Below are 25,949 nucleotides of genomic sequence, written 5' to 3' on the forward strand. Positions count from 1 at the left end.
GACGACTACACCTACGACGCCGACGGCAACCTGCAGACGCACACCCGTGCCGATGGAAGCCGTGTGCACTACGAGTACGACAGGCTGCACCGGCTCACCGGCATCCGCGATGCCGAAGGCGGCGTGTGGAAGCGCGACTACGACGCGCARGGYCAYCTCACGGAAGAGATCGATCCGCTGGGGCACAAGACCGAGTACGCCTACGACAAGGCCGGCMGRCCCGTGCGMATCACCGATGCCAAGGGCGGCGTCAAGGCGCTCGTCTACTCGCCATCGGGCCAGTTGCTGAGCTACACCGACTGTTCCGCCAAGACCAGCCGCTGGGAATACGACGAGCGCGGCCGCCTGGTCAAGGCCACCGATGCCGCAGGCAACGCCACCAGCTATCGCTACGCAGCCGGCCAGCTGGAAGAAATCGAACAGCCCGACAGGACGAGCGAACACTTCGAGCACGACGCCGAAGGCCGCCTGCTTCTGCACACCGACGCACTGGGGCGCGCCACGCGCTACAGCTACACGCGCGCCGGCCTGATCTCCGGCCGCACCGATGCCGCGGGCCGTTCGCTCAAGTACTACTGGGACCTGCTGGGTCGCCTGACCGAACTGCACAATGAGAACGGCAGCCGGTACGACTTCCGCTACGACCCCGTAGGCCGACTGCTCGAAGAAACCGGCTTCGACCGCAAGGCCACGGAGTACGTGCACGAAGAGACCACGGGCGTGCTCGCCGAAGTGATCGAGGCGGGCCACCGCACCGAACTCGAATTCGATCTTCTCGGCCGCCTGAGCGAGCGCCGCGCCGGCGGGCAGTCCGAACGCTTCGCCTACGACCGCAACGGCCGCCTGCTCGAGGCGACCAACAGCGATGCACGCCTGCAGTGGTTCTACGACCCTGCCGGCAACCTGACGCGCGAACATCACCACTACCTGAAGCGCAAGCGCACGGCAGTCTGGCAGCACCGCTACGACGAACTCAACCATCGCATCGCCACCGTGCGGCCCGACGGGCACGTCACCCAGTGGCTGACCTATGGCTCCGGCCACGTGCACGGCCTGATGATCGATGGCCAGGACATCCTGGGCTTCGAGCGCGACGACCTGCACCGGGAGATTGCACGCGAGCAGGGCAACGGACTGAGCCAGCGGCAGAAGTACGACCCGGCGGGGCGGCTGCTCGAACAGCACATCTCCCGCACCAGGCCAGGCGCCATCGAATCGACCACCGGCATCCAGCGCCGCTATACCTACGACAAGGCTGGCCAGCTGGTGACCATCGGCGACAGCCGCCGAGGCAGCCTGAACTACCGCTACGACCCCGTGGGCCGCCTGCTCGAAGCCAACAGCCGCCTCGGGCGCGAGACCTTCGCCTTCGACCCCGCAGGCAACATCGTCGATTCGCTCCCGGCCAACGACCCACTGAGGCACCCGGTCGGCAAGCTGCTGGACAACCTGCTGAAGAACTACGCCGGCACCAGCTATCGCTACGACGAGCGCGGCAACATGACCGAGCGGGTGCGCAACGGCTGGCGAACCGTCTTCGCATGGGACGGCTTCAACCGCATGACTGCGGCGACCGACCACAGCGGCATCACCACCACCTTCAGTTATGACGCGCTGGGGCGGCGTCTGTCCAAGAGTTCGGGCGACACCACGACTCTGTTCGGCTGGGACGGCGACGTGCTCGCATTCGAGAGCACGCAGAGCAGCTCAGCGATCGAGGAGGGCGGCGCGCACGGCTGGAGCGTGCACTACATCCACGAGCCGAACTCGTTCGTGCCGCTGATGCAGGTTCGCCGTGCGAGCGCGATGGCGTTGAGCGAGACGACGGATGCGAAGGCGCTGATGGAGGCCAACGGAGGCGCCTACGACATCGAGCAGGATCCGCTGTGGAACGGCGAACAGAGGCAGGTGCCGCGGGCGTTTGACAGAAGGGAGATGGCGTTCTATCAGTGCGACCACCTGGGCACGCCGCAGGAACTGACAGACCATGAGGGCAGCATTGCGTGGTCGGCGCAGTACAAGGCGTGGGGAGAGGCGCGGGAGGCGATCAGCGAGGCTGGGAGAAGGGCGGGGTTCAGGAATCCGATTCGGTTTCAGGGGCAGTACTGGGATGAAGAGACGGGGTTGCACTACAACCGTCACCGTTACTACGACCCCCGAGCGGGGCGGTTTGTGTCAAGTGATCCAATCGCTTTGGCTGGCGGGATAAACCTGCATGCTTACGCGCTGAACACCACTGAATGGATTGATCCCTTGGGGTTACAGCCTCGCGTGCCGCCCCATATCTCATTGCAGAAACAAGCGGGCCATGTGAAGGGGACGCCGCAATACGACAACCGGGTGAATGCCGGGAAGCCGACATCTTGTTTTTGCGATTGGAATGCCGCTATCAAATACACAGATGAGGCGTGGGCGAATGGAACGCAAGTGCCGGGTAGACCTGGAGTGAAGGACTTCGAGTTTGGAATGCCAATTGGCGAGGGGCCCAAAGGAGGAACTCAGAGCAAGGTAAGAGTTCATCAAGACTCTAAAGGAAAAATTCACGGGCACCCTGCCGGCCCCGAAACACCATAGAGGAAAAAATGGAAAGAAAATGGATTAGGGTATTGGAAGGAAAATTCGGAAGTCTTGAGGCTCCTGACTATTCTTTTGTGTTGGATGAGGTTGAAAAAAAACCTTATCAGCAAATGATGGATGAGATGCGCAAGAAATTTGTTTTAAAAGAAGATACCGATGAAAATTATGACGTGAGTTTTGGCTATGTTCTATCTTTTTCGCTGGGTAATGATTTTCTTTTCAGAATTTCAATGATCGCGCCTTTTGCTTTTTTGGCTCGAATGCATTTGGATGGCTCGACGTCTAAGCCTATTGTGCGAGAGTTCACTCATGATGAAGCTGAGCTTGAGTTGATTAATGTGATTGAATCTCATGGTGTGTCTCTGCTTGATGCTAAAACTCTAGATTTCCTTGTTCCTCAAGCAAAAAAATACTCAAAACCTCTCTATCAGTGGCTTTTTGTGGATGAAGAGAAGGCGCCTTGGAGTTAAGTGCTTGCAGGAATTTTTTGGCGCTTGTCGACTGGTAGAAAACGAAGATTTCGAGGGTAAGCGATTTTTTATCGAATTGCGATTGATCTTGCGAAAATTTTAATGCTGATTTAATTTTTCTAAAAGATGCTGCCGAATGCGGAAAAAAGTGATTAAGTTTTCGCGTATTTTGGCTGCGAATGCAGTGTTTGCGCCAGATTTGTATTGGAAGTTTGAGGTTGAATATCTAGAATTCGGCGCAGAACGATGCGGCCGCGGGCATAGCCATTTTTAGATAACCTCCTGAGGAATTAAGCCTACCCCAGCTACCGCTACGACGAACGCGGCAACATGACCGAGCGCGTACGCAACGGCTGGCGCACCGTCTTCGCATGGGACGGCTTCAACCGCATGACTGCGGCGACCGACTTTCGCTTCCAATCCGGTGGTGTGGATAGATCCTCTGGGACTTGCTAGAAAAAAAGGTATTACGCCAAATAACCGAGGTACTCGAACCACTATAGAAGGGGGAAAGCTATCGGAGCCGACAGTTGGCTACAGCGGTGGGGCTGGAGGAAAAGGAGCGCAGAATCCCATAGTTAAAAAAATGTATGACGATGTCGCGCTCGATCAGCAGTCGGATACGCATGGATGGTGTGGGGAGCCGGATGCACTAAGCAAAATTGCTGATGCTCATAAGGTAGCTAACGCTGATGAACTTCGTCGCGTGGTCGAAGGGGCTACATCGACTACCGAACGAAATGACGGAAAATTACTCCCGTACTGCCGCTCTTGCAGCATCGTTATGGGGCGGCTAGGCATTTGTGATGGAGTGAAAAAATGACCGAACCTTATAGCGAAGAGGAAGAAGAGCGTCTTGATGCCATTGAAGAGCAATTGATTGAAAAAAAGGTGCCCTTTTTTTTGATGATGAAGATGTATGCAGAATTTTTGCATAATTGTATTTTGACGGGCCGATTTAGTCAGATTGCTCCGTCTAAAGAGCTCGATCTTGTTGCTGATAATTTGCAACAGGCGATAGCTTTTTTAGGTGTTGATGGCAGCGATGATTTGCGAAAGCCAGGTAGGCTCGAGCTTTGGGCGCTGTTCAGGCGCTTCGAAGAGGAACAGCCGGCTTTGGCTGGTTTAAGTCGATGTGCTGTTTGCTGTTTTTATGAAGAAGCTGGTTGGGATCCAGACACAAGAGAAAGCGTGACGCCCATACCGTTTTATCTATTTCTGCTCAATCGGTTTAATCCCGATATGGGTTTGGAGTTTTTGACGTACGCGTATAGATACTTGCTCGATCCCGCGCTGGGGTAGTGCCTATCCTGGGCTCGAGCGCGACGACCTGCACCGCGAGATCGCACGCGAACAAGGCAACGGCCTGAGCCAGCGGCAGAAGTACGACCCGGCGGGCCGGCTGCTCGAACAGCACATCTCCCGCACCAGGCCTGGTGCCATTGAATCGACAACCGGCATCCAGCGCCGCTACACCTACGACAAGGCTGGCCAGCTGGTGACCATCGGCGACAGTCGCCGAGGCAGCCTGAACTACCGCTACGACCCCGTGGGCCGCCTGCTCGAAGCCAACAGCCGCCTCGGGCGCGAGACCTTCGCCTTCGACCCTGCAGGCAACATCGCCGACCCGCCCCCGGCCAACGAACCACTGAGGCACCCGGCCGGCAAGCTGCTGGACAACCTGCTGAAGAACTACGCCGGCACCAGCTACCGCTACGACGAACGCGGCAACATGACCGAGCGCGTACGCAACGGCTGGCGAACCGTGTTCGCCTGGGACGGCTTCAACCGCATGACGGCGGCGACCGACCACAGCGGCATCACCACCACCTTCAGTTATGACGCGCTGGGGCGGCGTCTGTCCAAGAGTTCGGGCGACACCACGACGCTGTTCGGCTGGGACGGCGACGTGCTCGCCATCACAAGCCGCAACCGGCAAAGGATATGACGCCGGAATCCGTCGCCAGATTTCCGAGTGCCGCCCAGGAGCACATGCACTTCGAGAACGGGTCTTCGCCCTGATCCGAACCGTCCCGCCCCCCTCGCCGCAACCCCGGGTTTTCGATAACTAAATCCACTTGATTTAGTCCCTCTGCTGGCCGATAGTCTCCCTGCGCCCGGACACCGAGCCCTCAAGGCCCGAGCGATCCGGTTCCACAAGACCGCAGGCGCTTCGCCGCCTGCCCACGGAGACAAACCATGTTCAGCACCCGCTCTATCCTGGCCATGGCGGCCATGTCCCTCACCGCAGTGGCCGCATCCACCGCCTTCGCCGCCGACCAGCCCGTCATCGGCCTCGTCACCAAGACCGAAACCAACCCCTTCTTCGTCAAGATGAAGGAAGGCGCGCAGGAAGAGGCCAAGAAGCTCGGCGCCAAGCTGCTCTCGGGCGCTGGCAAGGCCGACGGCGACAACGCGGGCCAGATTACGGCGATGGAAAACATGATTGCTGCCGGCGCCAAGACCATCCTGATCACGCCGAGCGACGCCAAGGCGATCGTGCCGGCCATCAAGAAGGCGCGCGACAAGGGTGTGATGGTGATCGCGCTCGACAGCCCGGCCGATCCGCCGGACGCGACCGACGCGCTCTTCGCCACCAACAACTACACCGCCGGCGTGCTGATCGGCGAATACGCCAAGGCCGCGATGGCCGGCAAGCCCGCGAAGATCATCGCGCTCGACCTGCTGCCGGGCCACCCGGTGGGCGCGCAGCGCCACAACGGCTTCATGAAGGGCTTCGGGCTTGCCGCCAACGACGCCAAGTCGAACGAGCTGTCGAAGACGCCCGAGATCGTCTGCATGGCCGACAGCTACGGCGACCAGGCCAAGGCGCAGACGGTGATGGAAAACTGCCTGCAGAAGGCACCTGACGTGAACCTGGTCTACACCATCAACGAGCCCGCCGCGGCCGGTGCGTACAACGCGCTGAAGCGCGCTGGCAAGGAGAAGGGCGTGATGATCGTCTCGGTCGACGGCGGCTGCCAGGGCATCAAGGACACGGCCGCCGGCATCATCGCCGCGACCTCGCAGCAGTACCCGCTGAAGATGGCCGCCATGGGCGTGGCCGCGGGCGTGGAGTTCGCCAAGACGGGCAAGAAGGCCTCGGGCTACGTCGACACCGGCGTGACGCTGATCGCCGGCAAGAGCGTGGCCGGCGTCGACAGCAAGGACACCAAGACCGGCACCGAGCTGTGCTGGGGCAAGAAGTAATCGGAAGCATCAGGACGAAGCCATGGCGAAGTCTCCAACGCACCACATTCCGTGGGGCGCCCTCGGGCCGTGGCTGGCTCTTCTCGGCGCGTGCATCTTCTTTGCGACCCAGTCGGATCGCTTTCTCACCGGCGGCAATCTCTCGCTGATCCTGCAGCAGGTGATGGTGGTCGGCGTGATCGCCATCGGCCAGACGCTGATCATCCTCACGGCGGGCATCGACCTGTCGTGCGGCATGGTGATGGCGCTGGGCGGGATCATCATGAGCAAGTTCGCGACCGAACTGGGCATGCCCGCACCGGTGGCCATCCTTTGCGGCATCGGCGTGACGACGCTGTTCGGCCTGCTCAACGGGCTGCTGGTCACGCGCATCAAGCTGCCGCCTTTCATCGTGACGCTGGGCACGCTGAACATCGCCTTTGCGATCACGCAGCTGTATTCGTCGTCGCAGACCATCACTGATTTGCCCGGCGGCCTCACGGGCCTGGGCACCACCTTCGCCGTCGGCAATGCCGAAGTGGCATGGGGTTCGGTGCTGATGCTCGTGCTGTACCTGCTCGCGTGGTTCGTGCTGCGCGAGACGGGAGCCGGCCGGCACATCTATGCGGTGGGCAACAACGCCGAGGCCACGCGGCTGGTCGGCATTCCGACGCAGCGCGTGCTGCTGGGCGTGTACGTGGCGGCGGGCGTGCTGTATGGCGTTGCCTCGCTGCTGTCGGTGGCGCGCACCGGCGTGGGCGACCCGAACGCGGGGCAGACCGAGAACCTCGACGCCATCACGGCCGTGGTGCTTGGTGGCACCAGCCTGTTCGGTGGCCGCGGCATCGTGCTGGGCTCGCTGATCGGCGTGCTGATCGTGGGCGTGTTCCGCAACGGGCTCACGCTGATGGGCGTGTCGTCGATCTACCAGGTGCTGGTGACGGGCGTGCTCGTGATTCTTGCGGTAGCGGCCGACCAACTCTCGCGCAGGGGGGCCCGCTGATGAACATCATCGCCAACCCCAAGATCGTGATGCAGGCCAAGGGCCTGGTGAAGCGCTACGGCCAGGTCACGGCGCTCGACGGTGTCGACTTCGAGCTGCGCGAAGGAGAAATCCTCGCGGTGATCGGCGACAACGGCGCAGGCAAGTCCTCGCTCATCAAGGCGCTGTCGGGCGCGGTGGTGCCCGACGAAGGGCAGATCCTGCTCGACGGCAAGGCAGTGCATTTCCGCAATCCGCTGGATGCGCGCCGCGCCGGCATCGAGACGGTCTATCAAGATCTCGCCGTGGCCCCGGCCATGACCATCTACGAGAACCTGTTCCTCGGCCGCGAGCTGCGCCGCCCCGGCTTCCTGGGCAACGTGCTGCGCATGCTCGACAAGAAGCAGATGCTGAAGGAAAGCACCGCCCGCATGGCCGACCTGAAGGTCGGCATCCAGTCGATGACGCAGGCGGTCGAGACGCTCTCGGGCGGCCAGCGCCAATGTGTGGCCGTGGCGCGCAGCGCGGCCTTCGCGCGGCACGTGGTCATCATGGATGAACCGACCGCCGCGCTCGGCGTGAAGGAGGGCAACATGGTGCTGGAGCTGATCCGCCGCGTGCGCGATCGCGGCCTGCCCGTGGTGCTCATCAGCCACAACATGCCGCACGTGTTCGAGGTGGCCGACCGCATTCACGTGGCCCGCCTCGGCCGCCGCGCGGCCGTGCTCAACCCGAAGAAGATCAGCATGAGCGACACGGTCGCCGTGATGACCGGCGCCATGACGGCCGACCAGTTGCCCGCGGAGGCGCATGCCTGATGCGGACGTGCCTGCACGCACGCCCGACCTGTTGCGGCCCCGCGGCTCCAACCAGGTCGGCATGCGCCAGTTCAACGAGCGCACGGTGCTGCAGGCGCTGCGCGTCCACGGCAGCCTGCCCAAGGCCGACCTCGCGCGGCTGACGGGGCTCAGCGCGCAGACCATCGGGCTCATCACCGCGCGGCTCGAGGAAGACGGGCTCATCGTCAAGCAGAGCCGCGTGCGCGGACGCATCGGGCAGCCGTCGGTGCCGCTGGCGCTGAACCCCGACGGCGCCTTCGCCATCGGCATCAAGGTGGGGCGGCGCGGCGCCGAATGGCTGCTGATCGACTTCGCCGCGCAGGTGCGCGAGCGCCACGCGATCAGCTACGACTTTCCCGATGCGGACGAGCTGCTGCCCGCCATCGCGCAGCACATCCACCGGCTGCGCGACGGGCTGGGACCGCTGGCCGCGCGCAACGTGGGCGCGGGGCTGGCCGCGCCGTTCCAGCTCGGCGGCTGGCACCGCACGCTGGGGTTGTCGAAGGCGCAGTCCGACCTGTGGAACCAGATGGATCTGGCGGCCGAGGTGCGCGCGCGCACCGACGTGCCGGTGAGCTTCGCGCGCGACACGGTGGCCGCCTGCGTGGCCGAGCTGGTCGGCGGGCGAGGGCACGACCTGAAGAGCTTCCTGTACATCTTCGTCGACACCTTCGTGGGCGGCGGGCTGGTCATCAACTCGCACCTGCACACCGGTGCGCACGGCAACGCAGGCGCGCTCGCTTCATTGCCGATGCAGCCTCCGGGCAGCCGTGGTGCGCTGCCGCCGCAGCTGGTTGCGCAGGCGTCGCTCTGGGAGCTGGAGCAGCGCCTGGCCGGCGAGGGCCTCGACGCCATGGCCGCATATGACGACCGCGCCCTTCAGTCGCCCTATGCCGCCACCACGCAAGCCTGGCTGGAAAGCGCCTCGCAGGCGCTGGCGCATGCCATCGTGAGCGGCACCGCCATGCTCGACCTGCCCGACGTGGTGGTGGACGGCTCGATGTCGCGCGCGCTGCTGCAGGCGCTGCTCGATCAGACCCGTGCCGCGCTGGACGGCTGCAACTGGGAAGGCCTCTGGCAGCCTCGGCTGCATGGCGGCAAGGCGGGTGCGCAAGCGTGTGCGCTGGGCGGCGCGATGCTGCCGCTGCACGCCAATTTCGCGCCCGACCACGACGTGTTCCTGAAGGCGGCCTGACAGGACCGCCCGGCGTTCAGGAAGGCCAGCGCCGCAGGCCCAGTTCGTCCGCCAGCCGCCGATAACTCTTGATCTGCGCCTGCACGTAGTCGTCGAGCGCGGCGCCGGTGAGCGCAAAGGGGTACAGGCCGTGCTGCTCGCGCAAGGCAGCGAAGCCGGGCGCCGCGCTCGCCTCGCGAAACGCCGCGGTCCACGCGCGCACGGCCGATTCCGGCACGGCCGCGCTCAGGTAAAGGCCGCGTACGGTGGGCCACACCACATCGACGCCTTGTTCGCGCGCGGTCGGCACCCCGGTGAGTGCGCCGCCGAGCCGGTTCTCCGACAGCACGGCAAGCAGGCGCACGGCCGCGCCGCCGGCAATGGCCTGCAGCGCCTCGGCCGCGTCGCCCGGAAAGGCGTCGACATGCTTGCCCTGCAGCGCGCCGAGCGCATCGCCCCCGCCTTCGAACGACACGAAGCGCATGGCCTTGTGGTCGCGCCCCGCGGCGCGCACCAGCAGCGCGGCCTTCACCCAGTCCTGGCTGCCGACCGTGCCACCGGCGCCGAAGGCGATGCGCGACGGGTCCTGCCGCAGCGCCGCGACGAGGTCCTGCAGGCGCTTGTAGGGCGAATCGCGATGCACGGCGATCACGCCGTAGTCGGTTCCGAGCGTCGTGATCCAGCGCACAGCCGAGGGCGAATGCGGCCCGAAGCGGCCCTGCGCAAGGTTGAGCAGCGAGCCGCTCGAGAACGCCACCAGCGTGCCCGGGCCGCCGAGTCGGCCGGTGGCGATGCGGTCGAAGGCCACGGCGCCGATGCCGCCCGGCAGGTAGCGCTGGGCGAGCGGCGGGCGCGTGGGGCGCACGGCCTGCAGCGCATCGCGCGCGAGCGCGCAGGTCAGTGCGAAGCCGCCGCCGGCCTTGGCGGGGATCACACAGTCGGCAGCGTCTTCGGAGGGATCGTTGGCAGCAGCCTTCGCGCCCGCGCCCCAAGGCATCAGCAGCGCGGACAGCGTGCGAAGTGCGTGGCGGCGGGTAGGTCGCATGGGCATGGCGGCGGGCTTGTCAGGTGGCCGCCGCAGCTTGGGTGCGGGGCCACCAGATGATCGCATGCAGCCCCGTGCCTGCCTCGCGCGCTTCGAGCCGCAGCTCGCCCCGATGCCGCTGCGCGATGGAGCGCGCAATGGCCAGCCCGAGCCCGAAGCCGCCCTTGCCGGCGCGCGCGCCGCGCCGGAAGCGCTGGCCGAGCGCGGCGCGCTCCTCGTCGCCGATACCGGGGCCGTTGTCTTCCACGTTGAGGCTCCAGCCCGCCGCGTCGCCCGCGGCAAAGAGCGTGATCGTGCCTTCGGCGGGCGTGTAAGCGATCGCGTTGGCCACCAGGTTGCCCAGCGCCTCGCGCATCAGCGATCGATCCGCCACGGCAAGGAATTCAGGCACGGGCGAATGAATGCCCAGGTCGATGCGCTTGGCGCGCGCCAGCGGCAGCAGGTCGACCGCCACCTCGCGCAGCAATGCCGCCACGTTGAACTCGGCAGGCTCCACCGACACCGTGTCGCTGCGGCCCAGCGCCAACAGCTGCTGCGCGCTGCGCGTCGCGCGGCCGATCTCGGTGCCGAGCGCGTCGAGCGCCACCTGCACCTGCGCCGGGTCCTGCTCGCGCCGCGCGTAGTCGGCCTGCATCTGCAGCGTGGTCAGGTGTGTGCGCAGCTGGTGCGAGGCATCGTCCAGGAACTGGCGCTGCTGCGTGACGAGTTCCTGCGTGCGCGACATCTGCTGGTTGACCGCGGCGACCAGCGGGCGCACCTCGGCGGGCAGGTCGGTTTCCGCAATGCGCGTGAGGTCGTCCGGCGTGCGCGCCTGGACTTCGCGCGCCAGCCGCGACAGCGGCCGCAGCGCCGCCGCCAGCGCAATGGCGGTGCCGCACAGCAGTATCGCGAGCACCAGCGCATCGCGCAGCGCTGCGCTGCGTACGAAGCGCGCGCTGAACTCCTGCCGCGAGCGAGTGCTCTCGCCCACCTGGATCAGCACGCTGCGCCCGGTGCTGCCGGCCGGCGCGCGATCGAGGTCGCGCCGGTAGGCCGCGAGCCGTACCGATTCGCCGAAGTAGGCCGCGTCGTAGAAGGCCGGCACGCCCATCGCCAGTTCGGCGGGCGGCGCGGGCAGGTCCGCGCTGCCGAGCTCGACCAGCCCGTCGGACGTGGACACGCGAAAGAACACCTGCCCGCTCGCCGTGAGCTCGAAGAACTCGAACATCGTGTACGGCAGCTCGACCGACAGGCCGCCTGAGGCGGTCGAGATGTTGGCGTCGATGGATTTGAGCGCGCCCAGCAGCGAGCGGTCGTAGGCCGCGTTGGCGGCGGCGAGCGCGTCGTGCCGGGTCATCCACAGCTCGAGGCCGGTTACCACCAGCAGGGCGGGGAACAGTAGCAGCGCGAGCCGCTGCCACAGGCTGGTGCGGCGCAGGCGGTTGCGCAGGCGCGTCAACACGTCCACTCAGCCCGAAGTGCTCGAAGACTGGGAGTGAGCTTCATTCAGTCTGTTTCCAGCACGTAGCCAAGTCCGCGCAGCGTGACGATGCGAACCCCGGTGCCGTCGAGCCGCTTGCGCAACCGGTAGATGAAAACCTCGACCGCCTCGGGGTGCACGTCTTCGTCGTCGGAGAACACGCGCTCGAGGATCTGCTGCTTCGACAGCGGCTCGCCGCTGCGCTGCACCAGCACGCGCAGCACGGCCAGTTCGCGCGGCGAGAGCGCCAGCGCCTCGCCGTTCAGCGTGAAGTGCCGGCGCGCGCCGTCGTACACCAGCGGGCCGCAGGCCAGACGCGGATGCTCGATGCCGCGCGCACGCCGCACCAGCGCGTGCAGCCGCGCTTCGAGCTCGGCCAGCGCGAAGGGCTTGGCGAGGAAGTCGTCGGCGCCCGCGTTGAGCGAGGCGACACGCTCATTCAGCGAGTCGCGCGCCGTGAGGATCAGTGCCGGCAGCCGCTGGTCGCGTTCGCGCAGCCGCTGCAGCACCGTGTGCCCGTCGAGCCCGGGCAGGCCCAGGTCGAGCACCAGCGCGTCGTGGTCGCGCTGCTGCAGCGCCCGGTCGGCCAGGTGCCCGTCGTCCACCCATTCGACCTGGATGCCCGCATGCTCCAGCGCCTTGCACAGCCAGGTGCCCAGGGTGTGTTCGTCTTCGGCGAGGAGGATGCGCATGGGCCGATGCTAGGGCCGGCAGGGCTCAATCCGGCTTGATGTTTGCCCTTGCAATCACCTTCTGCCAACGAGCTTGCTCGGAGGCGATGAACTGTGCGAACTGCTCGGGCGTGCCGCCCACGGCTTCGGCGGCATCGGCCGTCAGCCGCTGCATCGAATCGGGCGACTTCACGGCCTTCATCGTCTCGGCGGAAAGCTTGGCCAGGTTGGCAGGCGCGATGTTGGCCGGCGCCAGCATGCCGTACCACTGCGTCATCTCGAAACCTGGAAAGCCCTGCTCGGCCACGGTCGGCACGTCGGGCAACTGCGCGAGGCGCTTGGCCGAGCCGGTCGCGATGCAGCGCACCTTGCCCGCCTTGATGAACGGAATGATCGCCGCCGCGCCGATGGCCGAGGCGTCGAGCCGGCCCGAGAGCAGGTCGGTCACCATCGGGCCGGTGCCGCGATAGGGCACGTGCAGCATGAACACGTCGGCCGTCATCTTCAGGTACTCGAAAGCCAGGTGGCCCGCGCTGCCGTTGCCCGCCGAGCCATAGCTGAGCTTGCCGGGCTTCGACTTGGCATACGCAATGAACTCCTTGAGGTTTTTCGCCGGCACGTCGGGGTGCACCACGTAGAGGCTGGGCACCTTGGCCAGCAGGCTCACGGGCTTGAAGTCCTTGTTCGCGTCGTAGGGCAGCTTGGCGAAGATGTACGGGTTGACCGCCAGCGTGCCGATGTGGCCGAGGATGATCGTGTGCTGGTCGGTGCTGCGCGCCACCTCGCTCATGGCGATGTTGCCGGCGGCGCCCGGCTTGTTGTCGACGAACACGCTCTGGCCCAGCGTGCGCGAGAGCTCGGCGGCGGTCGAGCGCGCGACGATCTCCGAGCTGCCGCCTGGCGCGAAGGGCACGACGAAGCGGATCGACTTGCTGGGCCAGGTGTCCTGCGCCGAGGCCAGGGAGGGGAGCAGGCCTCCGAGGGCCGCGGCGCCGCCGGCTTGCAGCAGGCCGCGGCGGCTCAGGCGGGTGTCGTCGGGAACGAAGAGGTCGGACATGGTGCTTGTCTCCAGCGCTTTTGGATTGAAAGCGCGCATGGTGCCCGACGGTTGCTGTCGGAAAGCTGTCAGTCAGATCAGGTTGCGCATCGCCTGCGCCGTCTCGCGCAGCACCGGCAGCACGCGCGCCACCGCGTCCTCCGAGCTTTCATGCCCCATCGGCATCGTGATGTTCAGCGCCCCGACCAGCGTGCCGTGCCGGTCGCGCAGCGGCACCGCGATGCCGCGCGAGTTCAGGTCGAGCTGCTGCTCGGAAAGGGCCCAGCCCTGGGCCCGGATGCGGGCGAGTTCGAGCTTCATGCGCTCCATGCTCGCAATCGTGTGCGAGGTGAACACCGTGAGCTGCCGAGTCGTCAGCCATTCGTTCAGCTCGGCATCGCTGCGCAGAGACAGCATCAGCATGCCCGAGGCCGTGACCTGCGCCGGCACGCGCGCGCCGAGCACATAACCGGTGCTCATGCTGCGGTTGGGGCCGTTGCGCGCGATATAGACCACCTCGTCGCCGTCCATCACGCTGAGGTAGGCGATCTCGTTGGTGCCGGCGGCCACCCGCTGCAGGAAGGGCTGCACCACGCGCGGCAGCCGCGCCGACTCCAGGTACGACTGGCCCAGCCGCAGCACGCGCGGCGTGAGCCAGAACAGCTTGCCGTCGCTCGCTACGTAGCCCATGTGCTGCAGGGTCAGCAGGTAGCGCCGCGCGGCGGTGCGGGTCATGTTCGTGCGCTGGCCGGCCTGGCTGGCGGTGAGGCGCGGGTTGGCGTCGTCGAACGCCTCGATGATGCTCACGCCGCGCTCCAGGCCGGCGATCCAGTCGCGCTTGTCCAGGCCGGGCGGGGGCGCGGAGTCGTCCTTACTGTCCTTGCTCATGGCGGGAAGTGTGCCTTCGTGGGAGGGTTCGAGAGCTGCATTGAATGCAGGTGAAAACCCTTGGATTGAGCGATAAACGATCTTTCAAGTTCGATGATCGCTTGTTTAGCGGGTGAAAGAAGTGCGGGACTTCAGTGAAGCGACTATAAAGCTCGGCATCCGGTCTCGAAAAGAGCGATTGACGAACGGAAGCAAGCACATGAGCCATTCCATCCGCGGCAGCACCCAGGCTTACCTGATTCCCGGCGACCCGGTTCGCAACGTGCGGCTGCCGCGCATGTTCAACGCCGCCTTCGAGCGTTTCGGCATCGATGCCGTGCTGCTGCCCATGCAGGTGCCGGTGCGCGACTTCGCGGTGTTCTTCAAGTCGGCCTTTCTCGCGCGCAACCTGCGCGGCATGGTGATCGCGCCGCCGCACAAGCCGCTGGTGGTCGACCTGCTCGACGGCTGCGGCCTCTTCGGCCGTGTGGCCGGCTCGGTCAACGTGGTGCGCCGCACCGAGGGCGACCAGCTCGAAGGCGACCTGTTCGACGGCGAAGGCCTGATCGGCGCGCTCGACCACTGCAACATCCCGTTCCGCGGCAAGCGCGTGCTGATCCTCGGCGCGGGCGTGAGCGCCGCGGCCATCGGCGTGGCGCTGGCCGAGGGCGGCACGGTGAACGGCGCGGAGTACATCGCGTTCTACGACAGCGCCGCAGGCAAGGCGGCCGGTGTGGCGGCCAAGCTCGATGCATTCTTCGACGCGACCGTCGCTTCGGTGGACAGCAACGCACCCGAAGGCTTCGACCTCGTGATCAACGCCACGCAGCTCGGGCTGGTCGATGGCGATGCATTGCCGGTCGACGTGGCGCGCATGGAAAGCCATGCGGCGCTGTTCGACATTCTTCTGCGCAACCAGCCCACGCCGCTGGTGCGCGCGGCCCGCGACCGCGGGCTCAACGCGCAGGCGGGCTTCGAGATGCTGATCCAGCAGATGCCCCACTATTTCCGCTACTTCGGCCATCTGGACGCGGCCGCCGCGATGCAGGCCGACTCGAACTTCCTGCGCGAAATCATCTATCCGCCGGCGATGCACGCCGAAATCGCGCAGCCGCTGCGCTACCACTCCCCCAGCGTGGCCTGACCGCGCCTTCCTACAGAAACACGAACGACATGATTTCCGGCAAGACCACACTCATCGCCCACATCGGCTATCCCACCGAAGCCTTCAAGGCGCCGATGATCTACAACCCCTGGTTCGACAAGCACGGCATCGACGCCGTGGTCGTGCCCATGGGCGTCAAGCCCGAGGACTACGCGGCCTCGCTGCCGCAGATCTTCAGGTTCAGCAACATCCGCGGCGCGCTGGTGACCATGCCGCACAAGGTCACGACGATGTCGCTGGTCGACGAGGTGACGCCCACGGCGCGCGTCGCGGGCGCCTGCAACGCGATCCTCAAACGGCCCGACGGCACACTGCTGGGCGACCAGTTCGACGGCGCGGGCTTCGTGCGCGGCGTGGAGCGCAAGGGGCGCCTCTTCAAGGGCACGCGCGTGCTGGTGTCGGGCACAGGCGGCGTGGGCTCGGCCATTGCGGCGTCGATTGCCGCGGCAGGCGCCGCCGAACTGATGCTGTTCGACATGAGCGAGGCTTCGGCCGGCGCACTGGCCGCGCGGCTGCGCGAGCACTACCCGCAGATGAAGGTGGCCACCGGCTCGAAGGACCCGGCCGGCTACGACGTGGTCGTCAACGCCACGCCGCTCGGCATGAAGGAGGGCGATCCGCTGCCCTTCGACGTGGACCGCATCGACCCGAACACCTTCGTCGGCGAGGTCGTCATGAAGACCGAGTACACGCCGCTGCTGCAGGCGGCCAAGGCCAAAGGCTGCCAGGTGCAGGTCGGCACCGACATGCTGTTCGAGATGATTCCCGCGTACCTCGAGTTCTTCGGCTTCGGCACAGCCTCGCCGGAAGAGCTGCGCGCCGTGGCCCAACTGAAGTACTGAAAGGCCGGGTCGCCCCATGAGTATTTTCGAAGGCTTCCTCTCCACATCCGAAACGCTCGGCGCCTTCAGCGACCGCGCCTTCGTCGACGCCATGCTGCGCTTCGAGGCCGCGCTCGCGCGTGCGCAGGCGGCCGAAGGGCTGATCCCCGAAAGCGCCGCGCATTCGATCGTGAGCAGCTGCAAGGTCGAGCTGTTCGACGTGGCCAAGATCGTGCGCGAGAGCGGGCGCGCGGGCAGCGTCGCGATTCCGCTGGTGAAGGCGCTGCGCGAAGCCGTGGGCCTCTTCAATGCCGAGGCCGCGCCTTTCGTGCACTTCGGCAGCACCAGCCAGGACGTGATCGACAGCGCGATGGCGCTGGTCACGCGCGAGGCGGTCGCGCTCGTCGAAGCCGATCTCGCCAAGGCCGCCGATGCGCTGCTGCGCCTGGCCGTCGCGCACGCCGAAACGCCGATGCTCGCGCGCACGCTGATGCAGCCGGCCTCGGTCACCAGCTTCGGTTTCAAGTGCGCGGGCTGGGCCGCGCCGCTGGTGCGCAGCCGCATCCGCCTGCGCGACGCCGCGAGGCACGCGCTGCAGCTGCAGCTCGGCGGCGCCGTCGGCACGCTGGCGCAGATGAAGGGGCAGGGCGCGGCCGTACGCCAGCGCATGGCCAAGGAACTGGGGCTGGGCGACCCCGGCGCGACATGGCACACGCAGCGCGACGAATGGGTCGCGCTCGGCTGCGAACTGGGCCTTGTCACCGGCAGCCTCGGCAAGATCGCGGTCGACATCGCGCTGCTCGGGCAGTACGAAGTCGGCGAAGTTGCAGAGCCCAGCGAGCCCGGCCGCGGCGGCTCGTCGGCGATGCCGCACAAGCGCAACCCGGTGGCCTCGATGGTCGCCATTGCCGCCGCGCACCGCGCACCGCAGCGCGTGGCCGCACTGCTCGGCGCCATGCCGCAACAGCACGAGCGCGCGCTCGGCGCCTGGCAGGCCGAGCTGGCCGAATGGCCGCAGCTGTTGATGTCGGCGCACGGCAGCGTGCGCGCAATGGCGGGCGCCTTGCCCGGCCTGCAGGTCGACGCCGCGCGCATGCGCGCCAACATCGACCGGCTGCGCGCCGAACTCCCGCGCGACGCGGCCGACGAATGGTTCGACCCCGCGCTCGCCCACAACGCCGGACAGACCGCCCTCGCCGAAGTGAAGGCGCTGCAGGCCCGGCTCAACGACAAGGAACTCCCGCAATGACCGCCCCCGAAACTCCCGCCGAAGGCTACGAAGCCGGCCTCGTCAACCGCCGCCGCGTGCTCGGCGATGCCTGGGTCGACAAGTCGCTCGCCAACCGCAACGGCTTCAACGCCGAGTTCCAGGAACTGATCACGCGCCACGCCTGGAATGACATCTGGGGCCGCCCCGCGCTGGGCGACAAGACGCGCCGCTACATGGTGCTGTCGATGATGCTGGGCATCCATGCGTACGAAGAATTCGCCATGCACGTGCGCGCCGCGCTCGACGGGCCGCCCGAGTCGCGCCTCACGCCCGAGGACATCAAGGAAGTGATCATGATGGCCGCCATCTACTGCGGCGTGCCGGTGGCCAACCATGCCTTCGGCATCGCGGCCGGCATCCTGCGCGAGAAGGGCTTGCTGCCTGCGCTGCCCCAGTGAGCACGCCGGTCGCCAGGCGGACAGGCCGGTTCGACGCCAGCTTCACCTTGCTGCTGCCACTGTTGCTGGCGGCGCAGCCGATGGCCACCGACAGCTACCTGCCGGCGCTGCCGGCCATTGCGAAGGAACTCGGCTCCGCCAGCACCAGCCTCACGCTCTTCGTGCTGGCCTTCGGCTTCGCGCAGCTGCTGTGCGGCCCGCTGGCCGACCGCTTCGGGCGCCGACCGGTGCTGCTGGCGGGGCTCGGCTGCTACGTGCTCGCGGCATTGGGCGGCGCGCTCGCGGGCAGCGTGACGCTGCTTGCGGGCTGGCGCGCGCTGCAGGGCTTCTCGATGGCGGCGATCCTCGTGTGCTCGCGCGCGGCGGTGCGCGACCTGTACCCCGCGCACGAAGGTCCGCATGTGATGGCGCGCGGCCTGACCGGGCTGGGCGTGGTCGGCCTGACGGCGCCGCTGCTCGGCGCGTGGCTGGTGCAGGGCGCGGGCTGGCGCTGGGTGATGGTCGCGATGGCGGTGTATGCCTCGGTGCTGTTCGCGCTGTGCTGGCGCTCGTTCGGCGAAACGCGCAAGCCGCCGGGCGAGGGCGAGTCGTCCGCGCCGCGCGGCAGCACGCGTGCCGTGTTCGCGAGCCGGTCCTTCCGCGCCTGGGCCTCGCTGGCGGCGGCGACGTGGGGCGGGCTGTTCTGCTTCCTGCTGCTGTCGCCGATGGTCTACATCGGCTACCTGGGCTGGTCGCCCGCGTGGTACGGATGGATCCCGGCCGGCGGCTCGCTGGTCTACATCTTCAGCACCACCATGTGCCGCACGCTGCTCCGGCGCTACGGACCGGTGCGCACCGTGCGGCTGGGCGCTTCGCTGAGCCTGGCAGGGGCGCTCGTCCAGGCGCTCGGCTGCTGGCTGATGCCGCTGAGTGCCGTGCCGCTGCTGCTCGGCCATGCCGTGTATTGCCTCGGCCATGGCATCCACCAGCCCTGCGGACAGGCGGGCGCGGTGGGTGATTTGCCGCATCTGGCGGGCCGGGCCGTATCGTGGTCCGGCTTCGGCATGATGATGGTCGCGTTCTGCGTGGGCCAGGCGGCCTCGCATTTCGTCGATGCCGATTTTTCCCATGGCGCCTGGCCGATGGTCGTGCCCATGCTGCTGGCCGGCAGCGTGCTGGTGGCCATCGCGTTCCTCTGGCTGCCGCGTCTTCAACACCCGAAAAAGGAAACCACACCATGACCCGTCTGAATGTCGTCCGCGAAGGCGATGGTCCCATCGTCGTGCTCAGCCATGCACTCGGCTGCGACCTGAGCATGTGGAACGGCGTGGCCGCCCAGCTCGCGCGCGCCCACACGGTGCTGCGCTACGACCATCGCAACCACGGCGCGTCGGAAGTGGTGCCAGGCGCGCTGCGCGTCGAGACACTGGCGCAGGACGTGGCCGAGCTCATCGAGCGCGAGGCGGGCGGCGAGCCGGTGCACTTCGTCGGCCTATCGATGGGCGGCATGACGGCGCAGGCGCTGGCGGTGCGGCACCCCGAATTGCTGAAGACGGTGGTGATCGCCAATTCGGCCGCGCACTACCCCGATCAGTCCCCCTGGCGCGCACGCGTCGAGACGGTGGCCGCCAAGGGTGTGGCTGCCATCGCCCCGGGCGCCGTGGCGCGCTGGCTCACGCCGGCCTACGCCGGCACGCCCGAGGGCGCGGCCGCCGCGAAGACGCTGCACGACGTGCTGGTGCGCACCGACGCGCAGGGCTACATCGAGAGCTGCAACGCCGTCGCGGCCATCGATTTCCGCGAGAGCAACCACCGCATGGCGGTGCCCACGCTGGTGATCGGCGGACTGCAGGACGAGGCCACGCCGATGGCGATGTCGCAGGCCATGGCCGGGGCCATTCCGGGTGCGCGCCTCGTCACCATCGACGCCGCGCACCTGAGCGCCGTCGAACGCCCGGTGGAGTTCACGCAGCTGCTGATCGATTTCTGGCGCAGCCTTTGAAGGCCGCCAGCCGGGCCGGGAGCCTAGGTGTATCCCGTATTTCGTGCGAATGATGAACGCATGTGATCGATCATCGATCAATTGGCTTCTGAATTGATTGTGGTGAGGGCCGGGTATTCCTAAAGTCCAGCCATGCACCGCTCCATCGCCACCGTCTCGCTCAGCGGCACGCTCCGCCAGAAGCTCGAAGCCGTCGCCGCCGCCGGCTTCGACGGCATCGAGCTGTTCGAGGCCGACTTCATCAACTTCAAGGGCACGGCCGCAGAGCTGGGCCGCATTGCAGGCGACCTTGGCCTGAGCATCGACCTGTACCAGCCGTTCCGCGATTTCGAGGGCATGCCCGAGCCGCAGTTCCGCCGCAGCCTGGAGCGAGCCGAGCGCAAGTTCGACCTGATGGAAGCCATGGGCGCGCCGACGGTGCTGTGCTGCTCGAACACCTCGCCGCTGTCGGTGAACGACCCGGCGCTTGCCGCCGCGCAACTGCATGAACTGGCCGAGCGCGCCGCGCGCCGCAACCTGCGCGTGGGCTTCGAGGCACTGGCCTGGGGCCGCCACACCTCGCTGTACGGCCAGGCCTGGGACATCGTGCGGCGCGCCGATCATCCGCACCTGGGCCTGATCCTCGACAGCTTCCACACGCTCTCGCTGAAGGACGACCCGGCCGGCATCGCCGCCATTCCGGGCGACAAGATCTTCTTCCTGCAGATGGCCGACGCGCCGCTGCTGTCGATGGACGTGCTGCAGTGGGCGCGCCACCACCGCTCGTTCCCGGGGCAGGGCGACTTCGACGTGGTCGGCTTCTTCGAGCAGGTGCTGCGCGCGGGCTACACCGGGCCGCTGTCGCTCGAGATCTTCAACGACATCTTCCGCGAGACGCCGAACCGCCGCACCGCGGTGGACGCCATGCGCTCGCTGCTGTACCTCGAAAGCGAAGCGCGCGGGCGGTTGGTTGCCGAAGCCCCGATGCAGCCACTGCAGGTGGAGCTGTTCAACCCGCCGCCGGTGTCCGCGCTGTCGGGCCTGTCGTTCATCGAGTTCGCGGCCGACGAGGCTTCGGCCGCAACGCTGGACACGCTGGTGAAGCAGCTCGGCTTCCGCCGCATCGGCAAGCATCGTTCCAAGGCCGTGACGCTGTACCGCCAGGGCGAGATCAACCTGATCGTCAACGCACAGCCCGATTCGTTCGCGCGCGGCCGCTTCGAGGCGCATGGCACCTCGGTGTGCGCGCTGGGCGTGCGCTGCGGCGACCCGCTCGCGGCCGTGGACCGCGCCACCGCCATGCGTTCGCAGCGGCACGACAGCCCGGTCGGTCCCCACGAACTGCACGTGCCCGCCATCGTCGCGCCGGGCGGCAACCTCATTCACTTCGTGCCCGAGGCGCTGGGCGCCAACGGCCTGTACGAGGCCGACTTCGTCCTGCAGGACGAGGGCGCCGATGCCAACGACGCCGGCCTGCAGCGCATCGACCACGTGGCCCTGGGCCTGGCGGTCGACCAGCTCGACACCTGGGTGCTGTTCACACGCGCCGTGCTCGGCCTGGAACCCGGCGAAAGCCTGGAGCTGGCCGATCCCTTCGGCCTGATCCGCAGCCGCGGCGTCGCCAACGCGGACCGCAGTGTGCGGCTGGTGCTCAACGTGTCGCTGAGCCAGCGCACCCGCACCGCGCGCACGCTGAGCGTGACCGGCGGCGGCGCGGTGCACCACATCGCGCTGGGCTGCGCGGACATCTTCGACTCGGCCGCGAAACTGCGCGCCAACGGCACGCGCTTCGTGCCCATCTCCGACAACTACTACGACGACCTGGCCACGCGCATCGACATCGCGCCCGAACTGCTGGCGCGCATGCGCGAAGCGGGCGTGCTGTTCGACCGTTCGCCGGCCGGCGACTACCTGCACATCTACACCGAGAACATCGAAGGCGGACTGTTCTTCGAACTGGCACAGCGCACCGCAGGCTACGACGCCTACGGCGCGCTCAACGCACCCGCGCGCATGGCATCGCAGGCGCAGGAATAGATTTTTTTCGTCAACCCGGAGACAAACCATGGCAACCACCACGGCCCACGAGCCGAAAGGCAAGCACCAGTCGAAGAAGGCCACCGCGAGCGGCTGGATCGGCTCGGCGCTGGAGTACTACGACTTCTTCATCTACGCCACCGCGGCGGCGCTGATCTTTCCGCAGATCTTCTTTCCGAAGGGCGATCCGCAGATCGCGATCATCGCGTCGCTCGCGACGTACGGCGTGGGCTACGTCGCACGACCGATCGGCGCAGTGCTGCTGGGCCACTGGGGCGACACGCACGGCCGCAAGAACGTGCTCATCCTGTGCATGTTCCTGATGGGCCTTTCCACCGTTGCCGTCGGCCTGCTGCCGACATATGACCAGGTCGGCCTGTGGGCGCCCGCGCTGCTGGTGCTGCTGCGCCTGATCCAGGGCTTCGCGGTGGCCGGCGAGATTTCCGGCGCGAGTTCGATGATCCTGGAGCACGCGCCATTCGGGCGTCGCGGCTTCTTCGCGAGCTTCACGCTGCAGGGCGTGCAGGCCGGCCAGATCATGGCGGCCGCGGTGTTCCTGCCGCTCGCGCACTACATGGACAAGGAGGCCTTCAACTCCTGGGGCTGGCGCATTCCGTTCCTGCTGAGCTTCATCGTCATCGTGGCCGGCTACATCATCCGCAAGGAAGTGGAAGAGACACCCGCCTTCGCCGAAGTCGACAAGAGCGCGGCTGTGCCGAAGGCGCCGGTGATCCAGGCCGTGACCGAAAGCTGGCCCGACATGCTGCGCGTGCTGCTGTGCTCCCTGATGAACGTGATCCCGGTGGTCGCGACCATCTTCGGCGCCGCCTACGCGGTGCAGCCCGGCTACGGCATCAACTTCGAGAAGGACATCTACCTCTGGATTCCGGTGATGGGCAACATCGTGGCCGTGATCGTGATCCCGTTCGTCGGCACCCTGTCGGACAAGATCGGCCGCCGCCTGCCGATCGCCATCGGTGCCATCGGTTCGGGCCTGCTGTCGTTCGGCTACCTGTACGCCATCAGCATCCACAACGTGCCGCTGGCCATCGTGATGTCGCTCCTGATGTGGGGCGTGGTCTACCAGGGCTACAACGCCGTGTTCCCGAGCTTCTACCCGGAGATGTTCCCCACGCGCACCCGCGTCTCTGGCATGGCGATCTCGCAGAACATCGGTACCGCGATCACCGCGCTGCTGCCGGCGCTGTTCGTGGCGGTCGCGCCCCCCGGCGCCACCAACATCCCGCTGACCGTCGGTGCCATCACGCTGGCGATCTGCGCCATCGCCGCGGTCTCGGCCTGGACTGCCCGCGAAACCTACCGCGTGCACATGAACGATCTGGGCAAGCCCGACGCGATCCCGGTCGACAAGGCCGAGTACGACCTCCTGCGCGAGAAGACGCTGGCGGAAGCGCGCATGGCCAAGGCCGCGGCCTGAAGACCTTTCGCATGCCAAGGGTTGTGGCGCCATGAAGAATGGCGCCATGACTACCTCTTCTTCCCACCTCAAGATCGACTTCGTCTCCGATGTGTCCTGTCCCTGGTGCGCCGTCGGCCTGAGCTCGCTCGAGGCGGCGCTCAGGAACGTGGCGCCCGGGGTCACCGCGGAACTGCACTTCCAGCCCTTCGAGTTGAACCCGCAGATGCCGCCCGAAGGCCAGGACACCTTCGAGCACCTGAACCAGAAGTACGGCTCCACGCGCGAGCAACAAGCCCAGTCGCGCGAGATGATCCGCCAGCGCGGCGCTGCCGTCGGATTCGAGTTCAGCCCCGGAGGCCGGCCGCGCGTCTACAACACCTTCAACGCGCACCGGCTGCTGCACTGGGCCGAGCTCGAGAGCCCGGCACGGCAAGCGGCACTCAAGAAGCTGCTGCTAAAGGCCTACTTCACCGACAGCCAGAACCCGTCGGACCCCGAAGTGCTGGTGCGCGCGGCGACCGAAGCGGGGCTCGACCCGGTGCGTGCGCGCCAGATCCTGGACAGCGACGAATTCGCGCAGGAAACGCGCGAACGCGAGCGCATGTACACCGACGCCGGCATCCACTCGGTGCCCGCGATCATCATCAACGACCAGCACCTCATTTCGGGCGGCCAACCCGTCGAGGTGTTCGAGCGCGCGCTGCGGCAGATTGCCGGCGCTGCGCCGCCGAGCGTGTCGGTAGCCTGACTTAGCTGACGCTTAGGCGCCTCCTGGCGCAGCGCTGCGAAGGTAAAGAGCGTCAACGCGCAGCGGGGCGCAGTGGTTGAGAGGAGCATCCTCTTCACGCTCACGCCCAGGAGTTCCGATGAATAAAAAAAGCCTACTCGGCGCCTGTGTGGTGGCGCTGCTCGCGGCCTGCGCGAGCGCGCCGGGAGACCATCGGCCACTGGTATCGGTATCGCTGCCCTCCGCTCCGGTGAACGAAGCCACGCGCCTGCGCTGGCTCGACCGCGTGAGCTGGGGCGCCAATGCGAGCAGCGACGCACGGCTGGCGAAGCGCGGCCTGTCGCTGTGGATGCGCGACCAGCTCAACCCGCGGCCCGCGCCGCTGCCGCCGGCCGCGCAGGCGCAGATCGATGCGATGGCCATCTCGCGCACGCCGCTCGATCAGCTCGTCTCCGAACTCGACGCGCAGCGCAAGGCCGCCGATGCGCTGCCCGACGAAGAGCAGAAAAAGGCCGCGCGGCAGGCTTACCAGCAGCAACTCAACCAGCTCGCTCGCGAGGCGCAGCAGCGCTTCGTGCTGCGCGCGCTGTACTCGCCCAACCAGCTGCAGGAGCAGATGACGTGGTTCTGGATGAATCACTTCAACGTCAACCTGCGCAAGGACAACATCCGTGCGATGGTGGGCGACTACGAAGAGAACGCCATCCGCCCGCACGCGCTCGGCAAGTTCCGCGACCTGCTCGGCGCCACGCTGCACCACCCCGCGATGCTGCGCTACCTCGACAACGCGCAGAACGGCGCCAACCGCATCAACGAGAACTACGCGCGCGAGCTGATGGAGCTGCACACGCTGGGCGTGGGGGGCGGCTATTCGCAGGCCGACGTGCAAGAGCTGGCGCGCGTGCTCACCGGCGTGGGCGTGAGCTACCAGCCGCTCGATGCGCCACCGCCCAATGTGCGGCCGGCCGTGCGTGCCGACTACGTGCGCAAGGGCCTGTTCGAGTTCAACCCGAACCGGCACGACTACGGGCCGAAGACGCTGCTGGGCCAACCCATCCAGAGCCGTGGATTGGCCGAGGCCGACGAGGCGCTCGACCGCCTCGCGCGCGCGCCGGCCACCGCGCGCTTCATCTCGCGCAAGCTCGCCGTGTACTTCGTGTCGGACGATCCACCGCCCGCGCTGGTCGACCGCATGGCCGCGGCCTTCACGCGCAGCGACGGCGACATCGCCATCACACTGAAGTCGCTGTTCGAATCGCCCGAGTTCTCTGCATCGCTGGGCCGCAAGTTCCGCGACCCGGTGCACTACGTGATGGCCGGCGTGCGGCTCGCATACGACGACCGTGTCGCGTCGGACGTGAACCCCGTGCTCAACTGGATCAACCGCATGGGCGAGCAGCTGTACGGCCACGAGACGCCCGATGGCTATCCGCTCAATGAAGCCGCATGGGCCAGTGCGGGGCAGATGAACACGCGCTTCGAGATCGCGCGTGCCATCGGTGCGAACGGCGCGGTGCTGTTCCGCACGGACGACAAGGCGCCGCTGGAGAAGCCCGCCTTTCCGCCGCTGGCCGAATCGCCAGCGGTTCGCGCGATGCAGGGCGGCCTGAGTGCGGATACGCGCGAGGCGCTGGCGCAGGCGAAGAATCCGCAGGAATGGAACACCTTCCTGCTGGCGTCGCCCGAGCTGATGCGCCGCTGAACGGATTTTGGTTTTTCTCCCTCCCCCGCTGGGGGAGGGCAGGAGTGGGGGCAAGCGGCGCTGGTTCCGCTTCGGTGTTTGATCGAGTGCCGCTTGCCCCCATCCCAACCTTCCCCCAGAGGGGGAAGGAGCAAGGCAAA

General features: G+C 66.7%; 23 protein-coding genes. 18 read left to right on the plus strand and 5 right to left on the minus strand.

Translation table 11 applies throughout. From position 1 onward, the window contains the following. The 8 genes from AC1DFC_RS15725 to AC1DFC_RS15760 all read left to right on the plus strand — a co-directional run. Nucleotides 1-2,574, plus strand: a 2,574-nt coding sequence (locus tag AC1DFC_RS15725; protein WP_478179547.1) for an RHS repeat-associated core domain-containing protein, incomplete at its 5' end; no start/stop codon positions are given. 8 nt (nucleotides 2,575-2,582) lie between these two features. Further along, entirely contained in the window at nucleotides 2,583-3,047 is a 465-nt protein-coding gene (locus AC1DFC_RS15730; protein WP_413333151.1) for a hypothetical protein, read from the plus strand. 819 nt (nucleotides 3,048-3,866) lie between these two features. After that, nucleotides 3,867-4,349, plus strand: coding sequence for a hypothetical protein (locus tag AC1DFC_RS15735; RefSeq protein ID WP_413333149.1), 483 nt, complete (start codon nucleotides 3,867-3,869; stop codon nucleotides 4,347-4,349). 64 nt (nucleotides 4,350-4,413) lie between these two features. Continuing rightward, nucleotides 4,414-4,995: a hypothetical protein gene (locus tag AC1DFC_RS15740; protein WP_478179612.1), complete on the plus strand. Its 582-nt coding sequence runs from the start codon at nucleotides 4,414-4,416 to the stop codon at nucleotides 4,993-4,995. 251 nt (nucleotides 4,996-5,246) lie between these two features. Next, entirely contained in the window at nucleotides 5,247-6,257 is a 1,011-nt protein-coding gene (locus AC1DFC_RS15745) for a sugar ABC transporter substrate-binding protein (RefSeq protein ID WP_413315172.1), read from the plus strand. A 22-nt stretch (nucleotides 6,258-6,279) separates the two neighbouring features. Beyond that, complete coding sequence (locus AC1DFC_RS15750) at nucleotides 6,280-7,239, plus strand: ABC transporter permease (protein WP_413333145.1); 960 nt, start codon at nucleotides 6,280-6,282, stop codon at nucleotides 7,237-7,239. Then, the gene (locus AC1DFC_RS15755) at nucleotides 7,239-8,036 is read left to right on the plus strand and encodes an ATP-binding cassette domain-containing protein (protein WP_007828054.1); all 798 of its coding nucleotides are present in this window, start codon (nucleotides 7,239-7,241) and stop codon (nucleotides 8,034-8,036) included. The genes AC1DFC_RS15750 and AC1DFC_RS15755 overlap by 1 nt, the downstream gene beginning before the upstream one ends. After that, nucleotides 8,029-9,252 (plus strand): ROK family transcriptional regulator, encoded by a 1,224-nt coding sequence (locus AC1DFC_RS15760; protein WP_478179548.1) that lies wholly within the window; start codon nucleotides 8,029-8,031, stop codon nucleotides 9,250-9,252. Before AC1DFC_RS15755 ends, AC1DFC_RS15760 begins: the two co-directional genes overlap by 8 nt. 16 nt (nucleotides 9,253-9,268) lie before the next feature. Here the strand turns inward: AC1DFC_RS15760 and AC1DFC_RS15765 are convergent, their stop codons facing one another. The 5 genes from AC1DFC_RS15765 to AC1DFC_RS15785 form a co-directional block, all read right to left on the minus strand. Beyond that, the gene (locus AC1DFC_RS15765) at nucleotides 9,269-10,276 is read right to left on the minus strand and encodes a Bug family tripartite tricarboxylate transporter substrate binding protein (RefSeq protein WP_007828056.1); all 1,008 of its coding nucleotides are present in this window, start codon (nucleotides 10,274-10,276) and stop codon (nucleotides 9,269-9,271) included. Nucleotides 10,277-10,295: 19 nt separating this feature from the next. Then, the gene (locus AC1DFC_RS15770; RefSeq protein WP_478179549.1) at nucleotides 10,296-11,717 is read right to left on the minus strand and encodes a sensor histidine kinase; all 1,422 of its coding nucleotides are present in this window, start codon (nucleotides 11,715-11,717) and stop codon (nucleotides 10,296-10,298) included. A 44-nt stretch (nucleotides 11,718-11,761) separates the two neighbouring features. Then, nucleotides 11,762-12,427: a response regulator gene (locus tag AC1DFC_RS15775; protein ID WP_478179550.1), complete on the minus strand. Its 666-nt coding sequence runs from the start codon at nucleotides 12,425-12,427 to the stop codon at nucleotides 11,762-11,764. 25 nt (nucleotides 12,428-12,452) lie between these two features. Beyond that, nucleotides 12,453-13,463, minus strand: a complete 1,011-nt coding sequence (locus AC1DFC_RS15780) for a Bug family tripartite tricarboxylate transporter substrate binding protein (protein ID WP_007828059.1) — start codon at nucleotides 13,461-13,463, stop codon at nucleotides 12,453-12,455. A gap of 72 nt (nucleotides 13,464-13,535) precedes the next feature. Continuing rightward, the gene (locus tag AC1DFC_RS15785) at nucleotides 13,536-14,330 is read right to left on the minus strand and encodes an IclR family transcriptional regulator domain-containing protein (RefSeq protein ID WP_007828060.1); all 795 of its coding nucleotides are present in this window, start codon (nucleotides 14,328-14,330) and stop codon (nucleotides 13,536-13,538) included. A gap of 199 nt (nucleotides 14,331-14,529) precedes the next feature. Here AC1DFC_RS15785 and AC1DFC_RS15790 point away from each other — a divergent pair, with 199 nt between their 5' ends. The 10 genes from AC1DFC_RS15790 to AC1DFC_RS15835 all read left to right on the plus strand — a co-directional run bounded on the left by AC1DFC_RS15790 (nucleotide 14,530) and on the right by AC1DFC_RS15835 (nucleotide 25,809). Further along, nucleotides 14,530-15,453: a shikimate dehydrogenase family protein gene (locus AC1DFC_RS15790; protein ID WP_413333142.1), complete on the plus strand. Its 924-nt coding sequence runs from the start codon at nucleotides 14,530-14,532 to the stop codon at nucleotides 15,451-15,453. Between the two features lie 29 nt (nucleotides 15,454-15,482). Continuing rightward, on the plus strand, nucleotides 15,483-16,316 hold the full coding sequence (locus tag AC1DFC_RS15795) for a shikimate dehydrogenase family protein (RefSeq protein ID WP_478179551.1): 834 nt from the start codon (nucleotides 15,483-15,485) through the stop codon (nucleotides 16,314-16,316). 16 nt (nucleotides 16,317-16,332) lie between these two features. After that, the gene (gene pcaB / locus AC1DFC_RS15800; protein WP_413315165.1) at nucleotides 16,333-17,544 is read left to right on the plus strand and encodes a 3-carboxy-cis,cis-muconate cycloisomerase; all 1,212 of its coding nucleotides are present in this window, start codon (nucleotides 16,333-16,335) and stop codon (nucleotides 17,542-17,544) included. Beyond that, complete coding sequence (locus AC1DFC_RS15805) at nucleotides 17,541-17,963, plus strand: carboxymuconolactone decarboxylase family protein (protein ID WP_007828066.1); 423 nt, start codon at nucleotides 17,541-17,543, stop codon at nucleotides 17,961-17,963. Before pcaB ends, AC1DFC_RS15805 begins: the two co-directional genes overlap by 4 nt. 80 nt (nucleotides 17,964-18,043) lie before the next feature. Next, the gene (locus AC1DFC_RS15810; RefSeq protein WP_237726028.1) at nucleotides 18,044-19,183 is read left to right on the plus strand and encodes a multidrug effflux MFS transporter; all 1,140 of its coding nucleotides are present in this window, start codon (nucleotides 18,044-18,046) and stop codon (nucleotides 19,181-19,183) included. Next, on the plus strand, nucleotides 19,180-19,944 hold the full coding sequence (locus tag AC1DFC_RS15815) for an alpha/beta fold hydrolase (RefSeq protein WP_007828070.1): 765 nt from the start codon (nucleotides 19,180-19,182) through the stop codon (nucleotides 19,942-19,944). The genes AC1DFC_RS15810 and AC1DFC_RS15815 overlap by 4 nt, the downstream gene beginning before the upstream one ends. A 132-nt stretch (nucleotides 19,945-20,076) precedes the next feature. Then, a complete protein-coding gene (locus AC1DFC_RS15820; RefSeq protein WP_478179552.1) occupies nucleotides 20,077-21,960 on the plus strand; it encodes a bifunctional sugar phosphate isomerase/epimerase/4-hydroxyphenylpyruvate dioxygenase family protein in 1,884 nt (627 codons plus the stop codon). 28 nt (nucleotides 21,961-21,988) lie between these two features. Next, nucleotides 21,989-23,398 (plus strand): MFS transporter, encoded by a 1,410-nt coding sequence (locus AC1DFC_RS15825; RefSeq protein WP_478179553.1) that lies wholly within the window; start codon nucleotides 21,989-21,991, stop codon nucleotides 23,396-23,398. 46 nt (nucleotides 23,399-23,444) lie between these two features. Beyond that, entirely contained in the window at nucleotides 23,445-24,128 is a 684-nt protein-coding gene (locus AC1DFC_RS15830; RefSeq protein WP_007828076.1) for a DsbA family oxidoreductase, read from the plus strand. 118 nt (nucleotides 24,129-24,246) lie between these two features. Beyond that, entirely contained in the window at nucleotides 24,247-25,809 is a 1,563-nt protein-coding gene (locus AC1DFC_RS15835) for a DUF1800 domain-containing protein (RefSeq protein WP_478179554.1), read from the plus strand. Nucleotides 25,810-25,949: the final 140 nt, after the last annotated feature.

The organism is Variovorax sp. 10L421 (genome assembly GCF_056395365.1).

Excerpts from the sequence above, each read along its gene's own strand:
- pcaB (WP_413315165.1), top strand. The coding sequence starts at position 16,333 with ATGAGTATTTTCGAAGGCTTCCTCTCCACATCCGAAACGCTCGGCGCC.
- AC1DFC_RS15825 (WP_478179553.1), top strand. The coding sequence starts at position 21,989 with ATGGCAACCACCACGGCCCACGAGCCGAAAGGCAAGCACCAGTCGAAG.
- AC1DFC_RS15735 (WP_413333149.1), top strand. The coding sequence starts at position 3,867 with ATGACCGAACCTTATAGCGAAGAGGAAGAAGAGCGTCTTGATGCCATT.
- AC1DFC_RS15780 (WP_007828059.1), bottom strand. The coding sequence starts at position 13,463 with ATGTCCGACCTCTTCGTTCCCGACGACACCCGCCTGAGCCGCCGCGGC.
- AC1DFC_RS15755 (WP_007828054.1), top strand. The coding sequence starts at position 7,239 with ATGAACATCATCGCCAACCCCAAGATCGTGATGCAGGCCAAGGGCCTG.
- AC1DFC_RS15730 (WP_413333151.1), top strand. The coding sequence starts at position 2,583 with ATGGAAAGAAAATGGATTAGGGTATTGGAAGGAAAATTCGGAAGTCTT.
- AC1DFC_RS15820 (WP_478179552.1), top strand. The coding sequence starts at position 20,077 with ATGCACCGCTCCATCGCCACCGTCTCGCTCAGCGGCACGCTCCGCCAG.
- AC1DFC_RS15760 (WP_478179548.1), top strand. The coding sequence starts at position 8,029 with ATGCCTGATGCGGACGTGCCTGCACGCACGCCCGACCTGTTGCGGCCC.
- AC1DFC_RS15785 (WP_007828060.1), bottom strand. The coding sequence starts at position 14,330 with ATGAGCAAGGACAGTAAGGACGACTCCGCGCCCCCGCCCGGCCTGGAC.
- AC1DFC_RS15745 (WP_413315172.1), top strand. The coding sequence starts at position 5,247 with ATGTTCAGCACCCGCTCTATCCTGGCCATGGCGGCCATGTCCCTCACC.
- AC1DFC_RS15835 (WP_478179554.1), top strand. The coding sequence starts at position 24,247 with ATGAATAAAAAAAGCCTACTCGGCGCCTGTGTGGTGGCGCTGCTCGCG.
- AC1DFC_RS15805 (WP_007828066.1), top strand. The coding sequence starts at position 17,541 with ATGACCGCCCCCGAAACTCCCGCCGAAGGCTACGAAGCCGGCCTCGTC.
- AC1DFC_RS15775 (WP_478179550.1), bottom strand. The coding sequence starts at position 12,427 with ATGCGCATCCTCCTCGCCGAAGACGAACACACCCTGGGCACCTGGCTG.
- AC1DFC_RS15795 (WP_478179551.1), top strand. The coding sequence starts at position 15,483 with ATGATTTCCGGCAAGACCACACTCATCGCCCACATCGGCTATCCCACC.
- AC1DFC_RS15830 (WP_007828076.1), top strand. The coding sequence starts at position 23,445 with ATGACTACCTCTTCTTCCCACCTCAAGATCGACTTCGTCTCCGATGTG.
- AC1DFC_RS15815 (WP_007828070.1), top strand. The coding sequence starts at position 19,180 with ATGACCCGTCTGAATGTCGTCCGCGAAGGCGATGGTCCCATCGTCGTG.
- AC1DFC_RS15750 (WP_413333145.1), top strand. The coding sequence starts at position 6,280 with ATGGCGAAGTCTCCAACGCACCACATTCCGTGGGGCGCCCTCGGGCCG.
- AC1DFC_RS15790 (WP_413333142.1), top strand. The coding sequence starts at position 14,530 with ATGAGCCATTCCATCCGCGGCAGCACCCAGGCTTACCTGATTCCCGGC.
- AC1DFC_RS15810 (WP_237726028.1), top strand. The coding sequence starts at position 18,044 with ATGGCCACCGACAGCTACCTGCCGGCGCTGCCGGCCATTGCGAAGGAA.
- AC1DFC_RS15765 (WP_007828056.1), bottom strand. The coding sequence starts at position 10,276 with ATGCGACCTACCCGCCGCCACGCACTTCGCACGCTGTCCGCGCTGCTG.